Origin of the sequence: Bifidobacterium dentium JCM 1195 = DSM 20436, assembly GCF_001042595.1 — a bacterium.
Classification (GTDB): domain Bacteria; phylum Actinomycetota; class Actinomycetes; order Actinomycetales; family Bifidobacteriaceae; genus Bifidobacterium; species Bifidobacterium dentium.
The window spans coordinates 1,280,326-1,293,742 of the sequence record NZ_AP012326.1; the positions used below are offsets into that span (position 1 = coordinate 1,280,326).

Annotated in this window: 12 protein-coding genes; 10 read left to right on the forward strand and 2 right to left on the reverse strand. The window is 58.8% G+C overall.

The annotated features are described in order from the left end of the window. Window positions 1–42: 42 nt before the first annotated feature. From BBDE_RS05500 to BBDE_RS05545, 10 genes are all read left to right on the forward strand, one after another. Complete coding sequence (locus BBDE_RS05500; protein ID WP_012902141.1) at window positions 43–990, forward strand: shikimate dehydrogenase family protein; 948 nt, start codon at window positions 43–45, stop codon at window positions 988–990. After that, on the forward strand, window positions 990–1,928 hold the full coding sequence (rapZ, locus tag BBDE_RS05505) for an RNase adapter RapZ (protein WP_003840174.1): 939 nt from the start codon (window positions 990–992) through the stop codon (window positions 1,926–1,928). The genes BBDE_RS05500 and rapZ overlap by 1 nt, the downstream gene beginning before the upstream one ends. A gap of 149 nt (window positions 1,929–2,077) precedes the next feature. Further along, a complete protein-coding gene (whiA, locus tag BBDE_RS05510; protein WP_003840173.1) occupies window positions 2,078–3,028 on the forward strand; it encodes a DNA-binding protein WhiA in 951 nt (316 codons plus the stop codon). 130 nt (window positions 3,029–3,158) lie between these two features. Next, complete coding sequence (locus BBDE_RS05515) at window positions 3,159–4,364, forward strand: phosphoglycerate kinase (protein WP_003840171.1); 1,206 nt, start codon at window positions 3,159–3,161, stop codon at window positions 4,362–4,364. A 100-nt stretch (window positions 4,365–4,464) separates the two neighbouring features. Next, window positions 4,465–5,025 (forward strand): IS3 family transposase, encoded by a 561-nt coding sequence (locus BBDE_RS05520; protein WP_003837948.1) that lies wholly within the window; start codon window positions 4,465–4,467, stop codon window positions 5,023–5,025. Then, window positions 4,986–5,831 carry an IS3 family transposase gene (locus BBDE_RS05525; protein ID WP_080513433.1) on the forward strand — a complete coding sequence of 282 codons (846 nt, stop codon included), beginning with the start codon at window positions 4,986–4,988 and terminating at the stop codon, window positions 5,829–5,831. The genes BBDE_RS05520 and BBDE_RS05525 overlap by 40 nt, the downstream gene beginning before the upstream one ends. A 137-nt stretch (window positions 5,832–5,968) precedes the next feature. Further along, window positions 5,969–6,763, forward strand: a complete 795-nt coding sequence (gene tpiA, locus BBDE_RS05530; RefSeq protein ID WP_003841753.1) for a triose-phosphate isomerase — start codon at window positions 5,969–5,971, stop codon at window positions 6,761–6,763. 114 nt (window positions 6,764–6,877) lie between these two features. Further along, window positions 6,878–7,126: a preprotein translocase subunit SecG gene (gene secG / locus BBDE_RS05535; RefSeq protein ID WP_003840168.1), complete on the forward strand. Its 249-nt coding sequence runs from the start codon at window positions 6,878–6,880 to the stop codon at window positions 7,124–7,126. 90 nt (window positions 7,127–7,216) lie between these two features. Then, a complete protein-coding gene (locus BBDE_RS05540; RefSeq protein ID WP_012902143.1) occupies window positions 7,217–8,068 on the forward strand; it encodes an HAD family hydrolase in 852 nt (283 codons plus the stop codon). A 160-nt stretch (window positions 8,069–8,228) separates the two neighbouring features. Further along, window positions 8,229–9,770 carry an aminotransferase class I/II-fold pyridoxal phosphate-dependent enzyme gene (locus BBDE_RS05545; RefSeq protein WP_012902144.1) on the forward strand — a complete coding sequence of 514 codons (1,542 nt, stop codon included), beginning with the start codon at window positions 8,229–8,231 and terminating at the stop codon, window positions 9,768–9,770. A gap of 92 nt (window positions 9,771–9,862) precedes the next feature. On the opposite strand, the gene tal is transcribed toward BBDE_RS05545, so the two are convergent. After that, window positions 9,863–10,966 (reverse strand): transaldolase, encoded by a 1,104-nt coding sequence (gene tal / locus BBDE_RS05550; RefSeq protein ID WP_003840161.1) that lies wholly within the window; start codon window positions 10,964–10,966, stop codon window positions 9,863–9,865. Between the two features lie 90 nt (window positions 10,967–11,056). Next, window positions 11,057–13,165: a transketolase gene (gene tkt / locus BBDE_RS05555; RefSeq protein WP_012902145.1), complete on the reverse strand. Its 2,109-nt coding sequence runs from the start codon at window positions 13,163–13,165 to the stop codon at window positions 11,057–11,059. Window positions 13,166–13,417 lie beyond the last annotated feature (252 nt).

Genomic DNA, 13,417 nt, shown 5'->3' on the forward strand with positions numbered 1-13,417 from the left:
GGCGGAGTTGTTAGCATGAGGGTGAACGTCAAGGAGGGGAACATGCCGAATGCGAATCATCGTTGCGCCGTTCTGGGGAAGCCCATCGCGCATTCCCTTTCCCCGGTGTTGCACAATGCGGCCTATCATGCGCTGGGACTTGAGGACTGGTTCTACGACAAACACGAAGTGGGGGAATGCGACCTCGAGGATTTTCTGAAGTCGCTTGATTCCGGTTGGGCGGGACTCAGTCTGACCATGCCGCTGAAAAGAACGATTCAGCCGTACGGCGAACCATCCAATATATGGGCGAAGGAACTGAACGTCGCCAATACCGCCATCTTCGACTGGACCCGTTCTCATCAAGTCGGAGATGCGGATCTTCCATACATCAAGTTGTATAACACGGATGTGCCGGGCATCCAGATGGCATTCGAGCATGCCTATCGGATGCGGAACCAGAATGCGCCCGCGAATCATGCAGGGAACGCCGTGATCATAGGCAACGGCAACACCGCCACCTCCGCATTGGCCGCGTGCACGGCCATGGCGGGAATCAGTCATATCACAGTGGTTGCGCGGCATCCCGACAAGAATGCGGAATTGGAACCTCTGGCGAGAAAATTCCTTTCGGGCGAGCATCCCATCGACATCGTCACCATGGATGATGCCATGGATGCGTTGAACGAAGCACGGGTGGTGATCAATACGATTCCGGGGCTGGCCGCCGACGGTATCGCCACGGCCTTGGCGGCCAGCGGTCTTGAGGTGAATGGCACATTGCTGGATGTCGTCTACGATCCACGTCCGACCAAGCTCATGCAGGCGTGGAGATGGCAGGGCGGGTATGCCATCGGCGGTGAGGAAATGCTACTGTATCAGGCCATGATTCAGGTGCTGCTGATGACCGGCATGTGGGATGGGGATCCCCCTACGAACGCTGCCGTCGATATCAAGCAGGACGAACGATTGGAACATGCGATGCGCATGGCGCTGGAGGAGGCATTGTGATGGCACAGGACAATGAGATCGACAGGCAGCACACAGGCACACATTTCAGCGCAGCCGCGCCGGCGGAGGGCTTCGAGGTGCTGCTCATCACCGGCATGAGCGGGGCGGGGCGGTCCCATGCGGCCGACAGCGTGGAGGATATGGGCTGGTACGTGGTCGACAACATGCCTCCGAAACTGTTGGTGCCACTGGTCGACATGATGACCACCGCCGGGTCGGGCATCCACAAATTGGCGGCCGTGATCGACGTGCGTTCCCGTGACTACTTCGACGATCTGTCGGCGGTGCTGAGCCATCTGGACGATTTGGGCGTCAAGACGCGCATCCTGTTCCTCGATGCCAGCAACGAAGTGTTAATCAAGCGTTACGAATCGGTGCGCAGGCCGCATCCGTTGCAACAGGGCAACCGCCTGATCGACGGCATTCTCGAGGAGCGCGATCTGCTGGAGAATCTCAAGGAACGTGCCGACATCGTCATCGACACCTCCAAACTGAGCATCCATCAATTGTCGACGAAGCTGTACGAGGCCATGCTCGGATCCGGACCGACCACCGTTTCCGTGCACATCTTCAGCTTCGGATTCAAATACGGCATTCCAATCGACGCCGATTTCGTGGCCGACGTTCGCTTCCTGCCGAATCCGTTCTGGGTGCCGCAGCTGCGTTCCATGACAGGCAAGGACCAGCCGGTCAGTGATTATGTGCTTTCCAGCGATGGGGCCCAGGAATTCCTCGATGCCTATGAACGGGCCATCGCGGTCGCGATCGAGGGGTATGCGCAGGAGGACAAACATTATGTCACCATCGCCATCGGATGCACCGGTGGGCAGCATCGTTCCGTGGCCATGAGCGAGGCCCTTGCCAAGCGTTTGCGTACGAGAGGTCTTTCCGTCACCGTCTCCGCACGTGAACTCGATAAGCGCTCTGCGGAAAAATGACCGTATGATGAGAATGTAACGTCCGAACATAACGAAAATACACTGTGATTGTCCAAGATATTCGGTATCACAGTAAGCCGTGGCAGTGCGGATTTACCCCGCGACTCGCCTGAAATTTTGGGAAGAACAGGAAAGTAGGAGGTTGGCTCTTGGCTCTTCTGGATGATGTCAAAAGCGAGCTGGCCGCAATCGACAACGAATTGCCCATCGCCAAAAAGGCGCAGGCCACTTCGATGATTCGATTCGGCAATGGTTTGCACACGGTGGATCATCATGTTCTGGTGCAGGCTCAGCTTGACTCCAAGGATGCGGCTTTGTGGCTGCAGGACACCATCAAGAATCTGTATGGCCATGAAACCACGTTGACCCCGGTCTCCAGGCAGACTCCGACGGGCATCGTTCAGCGCTACGTGATTCGAGTCCCCAAAGGGAGCGCGGCTCTTGTGCTGCAGACCGGTCTGTATAGCCGCTATACCAAAAACATGGTGCTCGGACTGCCCAGCGAAATCATCAACGGCAAGATCACCCAGATCAAGGCCGCTTGGCGTGGTGCCTTTCTGGCGAACGGTCGCCTGTCCGACCCCGGCAAGGCGAGCTACCTTGAGATCGTATGTCCGAACCATGAGGCCGCCTTGGCCTTGGTATCCACGGCGAGGCGTCTGGGCATCACGGCGAAGTCCCGCCGTCTGCGCAGCTCGGAGCGTGTGACCCTGCGTGATCCCGATGCGATCGAACGCATGCTCATTCTGATGGGCGCCCCCCATTCCGCTCGTGAATGGACCGGTAAACGTTCCGACGGTGAAGCGCGGGGCAAGGCGAATCGTCTGGCGAATTTCGATGACGCCAATATGCGCCGTAGCGCCAAGGCCGCTGCCGAGGCATGCGACAAGGTGCGTCAGGCCTTTGAGATTCTGGGGGATGACATTCCCGACAATCTCAAGTCCGCGGGACAGTTGCGACTCGACCATGCCGATGCCTCTTTGGAACAGTTGGGACGTCTTGCCGAGCCGCCGATCACCAAGGATGCCATCGCAGGCCGCATCCGTCGACTGCTTCAGCTCGCCGAAAAGACCGAGAAGGCACGACGACAGGACGCCTGAACGACGAAACGCCATACAAAACACCATGCACGTTTTCGAACGGCATGGTGTTTTTGTTCGTTTGGGCTTGTATGATTCAGAAGTGGCAATATGGCCATTCCATGCTTATTGCGGCTAGGAAAGGAAATACATGAAGACACTTAAGGATCTTGGAGATCTCAAGGGCAAGCGCGTTCTGGTCCGCGCTGATTTCAACGTTCCGCTGGACGGCACCACGATCACCGATGACGGTCGTATCAAGGCCGCTCTGCCGACCATCAAGGCCCTACGCGAAGAAGGCGCAAAGGTCATTCTGATGGCTCATCTCGGTCGTCCGAAGGGCAAGATTGTGCCGGAGCTGTCCCTCGCACCGGTCGCCACTCGTCTTGGCGAGCTGCTCGGCGTTGAGGTCCCGCTGGCCTCCGATACCTATGGTGAGGACGCCCAGGCCAAGGTCGCCGCAATGAACGACGGCGATGTCGTACTGCTGCAGAACGTGCGTTTCAATCCTGAGGAGACCAGCAAGGATCCGGAGGAGCGTGCCGCATACGCCAAGAAGATCGCCGCCCTTGGCGAGGCCTTCGTATCCGATGGCTTCGGCGTTGTGCATCGCGCTCAGGGCTCCAATTATGACGTTGCCGCCGATTTGCCGGCCGCCGCAGGTCTGCTGGTCGAGAAGGAGGTCAAGGCCCTGTCCCGTGCCACCGTCGATCCAGAGCGTCCTCTGACCGTCGTACTCGGTGGTTCCAAGGTCTCCGACAAGCTCGGCGTGATCGAGAACTTGCTTGACAAGGCCGATCGTCTGGTCATCGGCGGCGGCATGGTCTACACCTTCCTCAAGGCAAAGGGCCTCGAGGTGGGCACCTCCCTGCTGGAAGAGGACCAGGTCGAAACCGTCAAGGGCTACATCGAGCGTGCGGAGAAGAACGGCGTCGAACTCGTGCTGCCGACCGACATCGTCGTGAACCCGGTCTTCCCGAAGTCCGATGAGGACATCGCTCCGGAAGTCGTGGCCGCCGACGCCATCCCGGCCGACAAGATGGGTCTGGATATCGGCCCGGATTCCCAGAAGCTCTTCCACGACAAGATCGTCGACTCCAAGACCGTCGTGTGGAACGGTCCGATGGGTGTGTTCGAGGTTCCGGCCTTCGCAGCCGGTACCGAGGCCGTTGCCCAGGGTCTGGTCGACGCCACTGCGGCCGGTGCGTTCACCATCGTCGGTGGCGGTGATTCCGCCTCCGCAGTGCGCAATCTCGGCTTCCCGGAGGATGGCTTCTCCCACATCTCCACCGGCGGCGGCGCCTCCCTCGAGTTCCTCGAGGGCAAGGAACTGCCGGGTCTGAAGGTGCTCGACTGATTCCACGAATCATGAAGGGTGCTCTCTCATCTTTGAACCGCACCCCGATTATTGGACTGAAGAAATTCGGATTCGATGATTGGAGGTGTGGTTCTTTCGTATGCGTGAGGATCGGAGGAAGCACTATGACGACGGGTTCCGGCGCGAGGCGCTGAGGCTCATTGAGGCCGGCGTGGGCAAACGCTCCCTCGCCCGTCGGTTTGCGATGCCCGTGCAGACTGCGGAAAAATGGATCATGCTGTACAGATCCAACGGCGGGGAGGCGGTCATGGGAACCACCGGCAACAGGCGTTATGACTGGGAGACGAAGGTCGCGGCGGCGCGGGACCACGTCGAGAACGGCTTGAGCGTGGCCGAGGTCATGGCCAGGTACGGGATAGCGAGCATCGCCCCGCTGCAGCGTTGGTGCCGCGAATACCGTGCCGGTGGCGCGGAGGCGTTGAGGCCGAAGCCCAAGGGCAGGCCTAAAGGCGCGAAATCCAAGCCAAGGCCGAAACCCACGCGGGAGCAGGAGCTGACCGAGGAGGTCGCCTACCTGAAGGCGAAGGTCGCGTACCTGGAAAAACTCCGGGCCCTGCGGGCGCAGAAGTCACGAAGCGCGAGCGAAGCGCCGTCGTCCGACTGCTCGCAGGGCAGGGGCACCGGCTCGACCACCTGCTGAAGATCAGCGGGTTGGCGAGATCCACGTATTTCCACCATCTGTCGCATCCGGCGCATGAGACGCGCCCCGACCTCGATCCCATGGTCGCAGAGATCTGGGAAAGGACGGCCAACGGGTGCGGCCACCGGCAGATCCATATGTGCCTGGTCCACGAGTTCGGACAGAAGGTGTCGGCCAAGAGCGTCCTGAGGGTCATGCGCCGCATGGGACTCAGATGCCCGATCCGCGCCAGGAATCCATGGAGAGGCTACAGCTCGTACAGGGGCGACGCTGGCGGAGGGGTGCCGAACCTGCTCAAACGCGACTTCACCGCCGGCAAGCCGTTCGAAAAACTCGGCACCGACGTCACCGAATTCAAGGTCGCGGGCGGCAAGGCCTACCTCGCGCCCGTGTACGACATGGCCAGCAAGGAAATCGTCGCCTGGGACGTGAGCCGGCACCCCGGCATGGGGCAGCAGCGGCGTCTGCTCGCCATGCTCGAAGCCAGGCTGCCCGGGGGCGCGAACCCGATCCTGCACTCGGACATGGGATGGCAGTACCAGCACCCGTGGTGGCGCGGGGAGCTCGAACGGCTGGGCATCCGCCAGTCCATGAGCCGCAAGGGCAACTGCCTGGACAACGCCGCCACCGAACAGGTCTTCGGACACCTCAAGGACGAGTTCTACCGGGGGCGCGAATTCGACTCGTACGAGCAATTCAAACGAGAACTTGACGCGTACGTCATCCACTGGAACACCAGACGACGCCAGATACGACTCGAGGGACACACCCCGGAGGAATTCCGAAGCGTGTCCCTCGCAGCCTAGACCTGTATCCTATTTAACAACGTCCAACAATCGGGGCGCAGTTCACTTCCGGTGGGAGGGCACCTCTTGTTTTGTTCATCGTTGCGCATATCTTGAACAATCGCTTCCACAGTACAGGCAGGGAATAGGATAGTCATATGACATCACGGCGCATTCCGCTGGTCGCGGGCAATTGGAAAATGAACTTCGATCATCTCGAAGCCACCTATTTCGTACAGCAGTTGGCCTGGAAACTGCGCGACGTGCATTTCGACCATAAACGCTGTGAAATCGCCTTGATGCCATCCTTCACTTCATTGCGGAGCGTGCAGGTGCTGGTGGAATCCGACAACCTGAAGATTCGTTATGGGGCGCAGGCGGTGTCCGTTACGTCGCAGGGGGCATTCACCGGCGACGTCTCCGCGGATATGATTGCGCATCTTGGATGTTCGTATGTCATCGTCGGCCATTCCGAACGCCGCAAATACCATCCGGAGGATGATGCGAATATCGTCGATCAGGTGCGTGCGGTGCTGGCGGCCGGCATGCAGCCCATCCTGTGCGTGGGCGAAAGCTATGAGGAGCGGCGTAAGGGCATTGAACTCGATTTCGCCGTCGGGCAGGTACATGACGTTACGCGTGATCTTTCCGATGAGGAAGCCTCCCGACTGATTGTGGCCTATGAGCCGGTCTGGGCCATCGGTACCGGCATGGTTGCCACGCCGCAATCCGCGCAGGATGCGGCGAAGGCCATCCGGGATGATCTTACGGCGACGTTCAGTGCCGCGGTTGGCGATACGGTGCGCATTCTCTACGGCGGATCGGTGTCTTCCAAGAATGCGGTCGAGCTCATCGGAGAACCGGATGTCGACGGATTCCTCATCGGCGGCGCCGCATTGAAGGTGGATGAGCTTACCAAAATCTGCCGTTTGACTCTCGAAGCGACCGCCTAGAGAGGTGTATTCGCCTTCATGATCCAATAGGTGTGGTCAGTATTCGATTTTCTCAACACCATGCGGTATTGTTGGCAACAGTGTTTACGAACTGGAGGTTCACTCGTGTCCGCTATGGCCATCGTCAAGCTTGTGCTACAGATTGTTCTTGTTATTTTCAGCTTGTTGCTCACCCTGCTGATTCTCATGCACAAGGGTAAGGGTGGCGGCCTGTCCGATATGTTCGGCGGAGGCCTTACCCAGAATGCAGGTTCCTCCGGTGTGGCCGAAAAGAACCTGAATCGTTGGACCGTCATCATCGCGTTGCTGTGGGTGGCCATCATCATCGCCCTCGGTTTGATGACGAAGTTCAACCTCATCTGAAACGTTTGCATGGTTTCGGCCCATGATCGGCATACGGTCATGGGCCGAAATTCGTTCTGCCTCCCCACGATGGATAAAGGACTGACTGACATGGCCTCTTCGAAAACCGGACGCGCTCATGCGACTACCATGGTCGTGGCCGATCTTGACGGTACATTGCTGCATGATGGCGAGACCTTCGAGGAACGTTTTCTGACGCAACGTTCCATCGACAGCATCAACCGGCTGCATGACGCCGGCATGACGTTCGTGGTCGAAACGGCACGGCCCGTCAGTACCGGATTGCAATTCGTGGATAAGCTGCCGGTCGATGCCGTCGCCTATCTGAACGGCGCCCTGATCGACTTCAACCCCGCCGCTTCGGATTATGAGATGCTTACTTCCGGCATACCTCCGAAAGACGGCCATCTGATGAAAATCGGCTTCTCTTCGCGGCGCGCTTGCGAAGTGTGCAGGTATCTGCTTGAGGAGCTGCCCGGCATGGAAGTCGGCATCGTCATGGATGATGTTCGGTACACGAATTTCGATGTCACCAAATATTGGAAGACGCAGACCTGGAGGTATACCGACTTCAATGATGTGCCTGAAGGCATCGCCGACAAGCTGATACTGTTTCCGAATCCGGAACAATGGAATCGTGTGCGTGAACTCATTCCCGCGGATTTTGACGTGCATATTTCGGAGGGATCGCTGTGGATGCTCATGAGCCCGGACGCCAATAAGGAACATGCCTTGAACATTCTGGCCGATCATTTCTCCACGCCGTTGTCACAGACGGCTTCATTCGGTGACGATTTGGTCGACATTTCCATGTTGCAGCAGTCGGGCAGGGGAGTGGCCGTGGCTAACGCCAATCCCGATGTGCTGAGAATCGCCGATGAGATTTGCCCGTCAAATAACGATGACGGTGTGGCGCAGTGGATCGAGCGTCATCTTCTGTGAACCCTGACGGATTGCACCGTCGGACGAGCTATAGATTGAACTTTCAGCTGATCTGGTTATCAAGGAGACACATCGCAGATTGAACTTTGAAGGTTTTTCTTCTGACGTGGTGCTAGACTTTGAACCAGTGCTTGATTGAAATTGAACTGGAAGGATCGGCATGACGAATACATCATTTTCCGTCCGGCTGAGCAGCGCCATGGCGCTTCGCAGGGTGAAGCAAATTGATTTCGTACACGCAGCTGAAAAGTTCAATATCAAGCTCGGAAAAAGCCACATGAGCCAGTATGTGAGCGGAAAAACCGTGCCCCGTGCTGACATCGCCCACTTTCTTGCGGCGTTCCTGCAAGTGAACGAGCAATGGTTGATGGGAGAAGACGTGCCGATGGATCAAGATGTCACCGCTTTGTCTGAGCCGGTTCCTACCGGTACCCATCATGATGATGCCGTGCCAGCGCCAACGCAATCAGCAGAAGGAAGAACCATGCGTACCTTTACTAAATCCCACAAGCTTGACAATGTGCTCTACGATGTTCGTGGTCCGGTTGCTGACGAGGCCGCACGCATGGAAGCCGCTGGAACGCATATTCTGAAACTGAACATCGGCAATCCCGCTCCGTTCGGATTCCGCACGCCGGATGAGGTCGTCTACGATATGTCGCAGCAGCTGCCGGACACGGAAGGCTATTCGCCGTCGAAGGGTCTGTTCTCGGCGCGCAAGGCCATCATGCAGTATGCTCAGCTGAAAAGCATTCCAAACGTGTCCATCGATGACATCTATACCGGCAATGGCGTCAGCGAGCTGATCAATCTGTCATTGTCGGCCCTGCTTGACAATGGCGATGAAGTGCTGGTCCCTTCTCCAGACTATCCGTTGTGGACGGCCTGCGTAAATCTGGCCGGCGGCACAGCGGTTCATTATACCTGTGATGAGGAATCCGAATGGTACCCGGATATTGAGGACATACGTTCCAAGATCACCGATCGAACGAAGGCCATCGTCATCATCAATCCCAATAATCCGACCGGCGCACTGTATCCGAAGGAAATTCTCGAACAGATCGTTGAAATAGCGCGTGAACATCAGTTGATGCTCTTCTCCGATGAGATCTACGATCGTTTGGTCATGGATGGTCTGGAGCATATCTCCATCGCATCGCTCGCGCCGGATTTGTTCTGCGTGACGTTTTCCGGCCTGTCGAAGTCTCATATGATCGCAGGTTGGCGTGTTGGCTGGATGATTCTCAGCGGCAACAAGCGCATCGCCAAGGACTATATCGAAGGTCTGAACATGCTGGCCAACATGCGTATGTGCTCAAACGTACCGGCACAGTCAATCGTGCAGACCGCCCTGGGCGGACATCAAAGCGTCAAGGACTATCTGGTTCCCGGAGGACGGGTCCATGATCAACGCGATCTCGTCTACAATATGCTCAATGAGATTCCGGGCATTACGGCAGTCAAGCCCAAGGCCGCGTTCTATATCTTCCCAAAGATCGATGTGAAGAAGTTCAACATTCATTCGGATGAGCAGTTCGCCCTTGATCTGTTGCATGACAAGCATATCCTGATCAGCCATGGTGGTGCGTTCAATTGGCAACAGCCGGACCACTTCCGCGTAGTCTATCTGCCTCGCATGGGCATGTTGAGGGAAACCATCGGTGAGCTTGCCGATTTCTTCGGTACATACTATCAGGACTGATATTGCAACGGTCCGAATAGCAATTGGCCCCCACCACAATGGATGGGGGCCAATTGCTATCTACCGGATGAACGGAGCGTCAGCGAATGAGTTCAGCCGTTGACGCGGTCGATGCCGGCCTGGACGTCGGTGAGGACGGAATCCCAGGACTTGATGAAGGCGGCAACGCCATCGGCTTCCAGCTTGTCGGTGACGGCCTTGAAGTCGATACCCAGCTCGGCGAGCTTGGCCATGATGGCGTGGGACTCTTCGTAGGTGCCCTTGATGGTCGGAGCGCCGTTGCCGTGGTCGGCGAGAGCGTTCAGGGTCTTCTCCGGCATGGTGTTCACGATGAACGGAGCGACGAGCTCGTCAACGTAGACGCAATCGGAGTAAGCCGGGTTCTTGGTACCGGTGGAAGCCCACAGCGGACGCTGCTTCTTGGCGCCCTTGGCCTCGAGGGCGGCCCAACGCGGATCGTTGGCGAACTTGTTCTCGAACAGTTCGTAAGCGAGACGAGCGTTGGCGATGGCGGCCTTGCCTTCGAGAGCCTTGGCCTCGTCGGAGCCGATCTCCTCGAGCTGCTTGTCGACGGCGGTATCCACACGGGAAACGAAGAAGGAGGCGACGGAACCGATGTGGTTCAGATCGTGGCCGTTGGCGTCAGCCTGGGCGATGCCCTCGATGAAGGCGTCGATGACCTGCTCGTAGCGCTCGAGCGAGAAGATCAGGGTGACGTTGACGGAGATGCCCTTGGCCAGGGTGGCGGTGATTGCCGGCAGGCCTTCGAGGGTTGCCGGAATCTTAATCATGGCGTTCGGACGGTTGACCTTCTCCCAGAGCTCGACAGCCTGCTTCTCGGTGGCTTCGGTCTCGTGAGCCAGACGCGGATCCACCTCGATGGAGACGCGGCCGTCAACGAAATCGGTGGCTTCGGCGACCTCACGGAAGATGTCGGTGGCGTTGCGCACGTCGGTGGTGGTGAGCTCGCGGATAGCGGTCTCAACGTCAACCTTGCCGAGTTCCTTAAGCTGGGCGTCGTACGGGCCGACCTGGCTCAGAGCCTTCTGGAAGATGGACGGGTTGGTGGTGACGCCAACGACGTTCTTGTCCTTGATGAGCTCCTGCAGGTTGCCGGACTCGATACGGGTGCGGGACAGGTCGTCCAGCCAGATCGAGACACCGGAGTCAGAGGTGCGCTGAGTTGCTTCAGTCATTGTTGTTTCTCCTTGATACCTATTTGGATCAAATCTTGTGTTGTTCGGTGAAAGGGGAGGGATACGGGCTTCGTATCCCTCCCCGATGCGTCACTTGGCGGCTTCGACTTCGGCGATGGAGGCCTTGGCGGCTTCCACCACATGCTCGGCGGTGATGCCCAGATCGATCATGTTCTGAGCGCCATCGCCCTGCAGGCCGAACTGTTCGATGGAAACGGGCTTGCCGAAGGAGCCAAGGTACTTGTACCACGGCATGGCAACGCCGGCTTCGACGGAGACACGGGCCTTGACGGAGGCCGGCAGCACGGCTTCCTTGTACTCGGCGTCCTGTTCTTCGAACCACTCGAGGGACGGCACGGACACGACGCGGGCCTTGACGCCTTCACCGGCCAGAGTCTTGGCGGCGGCAACGGCCCACTGAACCTCGGAACCGGTGGCCATGATGATGACATCCGGAGTGCCTTCGGTGTCGATGAGCACGTAAGCGCCCTTCTTCACACCTTCCTTGGCCTTTGCTGCGGTCTCGGCGAGGACCGGGACACCCTGGCGGGTCAGGACCATGGCGGCCGGGAGGGTGTTCTTCTTCTCGAAGAATGCACGGTAGGCTTCGGCGGTCTCATAGGCATCGGCCGGACGAACGACCTCGAGCTGCGGGATGGCACGGAAGGATGCCAGATGCTCGATCGGCTGGTGGGTCGGGCCATCCTCGCCGACGGCGACGGAGTCGTGGGACCACACGTACAGGTTCGGGATCTCCATAAGGGCGGCCAGACGCACGGCCGGGCGCTCATAGTCGGAGAACATGAAGAAGGTGCCGCCGAACGGACGGGTGTGGGAGCCCAGCAGGATACCGTTGGTGATGGTGCCCATGGTGAACTCGCGCACGCCGAAGTGCAGCTGACGACCGTACTTGTTGCAGTTCGGCCACTGCTTGGTGGCGCACTCCTCCGGAGCGAAGGTGGCGGCACCCTTGAGGTCGGTCTTGTTGGAGCCACCGAGGTCGGCGGAGCCGCCCCAGAGTTCCGGCATGACGGCGGCGATGGCGTTCAGCGCGGAGCCGGAAGCTCCACGGGTCGCGACACCCTTGCCAACTTCGAAGGTAGCCTCGAGGTCGTCGATGGCCTTATCGAAGCCTTCCGGAAGCTCGCCGGCCTTGATGCGGTCGTACAGGGCGGCCTTGTCCGGGTTGGCCTTGCGCCATGCGTCGTACTTTTCGTCCCATTCCTTATGGGCCTCGAGACCGCGCTCGGCGACCTTGCGAGCGTGAGCCAGGGCTTCTTCGTCGACGTGGAAGGATTCTTCCGGATCATAGCCGAGCAGCTTCTTGAGACCGGCGACGGCCTCGGCGCCCAGCTTGGAGCCGTGGGAGGACGGATCGTTGGTCTTGCCCGGGGTCGGCCATGCGATCAGAGTGTCGACCTTGATGAGCTTCGGCTGGTTCGGGGCGGCGGCCTGGGCCTTGGCGATGGTCTCGGCCAGACCGTCGACGTCCTCCTTGTAGGAACCGTCGGGCTGGATGAAGCTGAACTCATCGGTGTACCAGCCGTAGGCCTGGAAGCGCTTGAGCACGTCTTCGGCCAGCACCAGGTTGGTGTCGCCTTCGATCTGGATGCGGTTGGCATCGAAGATCACGGTCAGGTTGCCCAGCTGCTGGTTGGCGGCGAGGGATGCGGCTTCGCCGGAGATGCCCTCTTCGATATCGCCTTCACCGCAGATGACCCAGATGTTGTGATCGAACGGGGATTCACCTTCCGGAGCCTGCGGATCAAGCAGACCGCGCTCGAAGCGCTGACCGTAGGCAAAGCCGATGGCGGAGGCGAAGCCCTGGCCCAGCGGACCGGTGGTCATTTCGATGCCGGGGGTCAGGCCGTATTCCGGGTGACCCGGGGTGCGGGTATCGGCGCCGCCGCGGAAGTTCTTCAGGTCGTCCAGGGTCAGGCCGTAGCCGGAGAAGTACAGCTGAACGTATTGGGTGAGGGAGGCATGGCCGCCGGAAAGGATGAAGCGGTCGCGACCTTCCCACTTGGGATCATTCGGATCGTGCTTGATGAAGTGCTGGTACAGGGTGTAGGCGATGGGCGCCAGGGAGACGGGGGAACCCGGGTGGCCGTGTCCCGCACGCTCAACCGCGTCGGCCGACAGGACCTTGGCCATCTTGATGGCGCGCTCGTCCAGCTCGGTCTCCTTGAATTCGGTCATAGGATTACTTTCCTTCCAATTGGTCGGGCCGCGTATCCGGCTTGTGCCGAGCGCTTGACGCCCTCACATTGCGTATCCCATAGTAGCGATGCGCGATGACGTAGCAGTGATATTTTGGCGTGTTTTGGTAAGTTGTGTTCTGTTAGCGTTCACAATGAACATTTCCGTGCATTTGCACTGTTCGCATTGGGAATGCGCCGGTTATTTGAGAAGAACGGCTGCGGAGACGCAGCGGGGCTGTACTCTCGAAGC

Excerpts from the sequence above, each read along its gene's own strand:
- rapZ (WP_003840174.1), top strand. The coding sequence starts at position 990 with ATGGCACAGGACAATGAGATCGACAGGCAGCACACAGGCACACATTTC.
- tkt (WP_012902145.1), bottom strand. The coding sequence starts at position 13,165 with ATGACCGAATTCAAGGAGACCGAGCTGGACGAGCGCGCCATCAAGATG.
- tal (WP_003840161.1), bottom strand. The coding sequence starts at position 10,966 with ATGACTGAAGCAACTCAGCGCACCTCTGACTCCGGTGTCTCGATCTGG.
- BBDE_RS05515 (WP_003840171.1), top strand. The coding sequence starts at position 3,159 with ATGAAGACACTTAAGGATCTTGGAGATCTCAAGGGCAAGCGCGTTCTG.
- BBDE_RS05520 (WP_003837948.1), top strand. The coding sequence starts at position 4,465 with ATGCGTGAGGATCGGAGGAAGCACTATGACGACGGGTTCCGGCGCGAG.
- BBDE_RS05500 (WP_012902141.1), top strand. The coding sequence starts at position 43 with ATGCCGAATGCGAATCATCGTTGCGCCGTTCTGGGGAAGCCCATCGCG.
- BBDE_RS05540 (WP_012902143.1), top strand. The coding sequence starts at position 7,217 with ATGGCCTCTTCGAAAACCGGACGCGCTCATGCGACTACCATGGTCGTG.
- BBDE_RS05545 (WP_012902144.1), top strand. The coding sequence starts at position 8,229 with ATGACGAATACATCATTTTCCGTCCGGCTGAGCAGCGCCATGGCGCTT.
- tpiA (WP_003841753.1), top strand. The coding sequence starts at position 5,969 with ATGACATCACGGCGCATTCCGCTGGTCGCGGGCAATTGGAAAATGAAC.
- secG (WP_003840168.1), top strand. The coding sequence starts at position 6,878 with ATGGCCATCGTCAAGCTTGTGCTACAGATTGTTCTTGTTATTTTCAGC.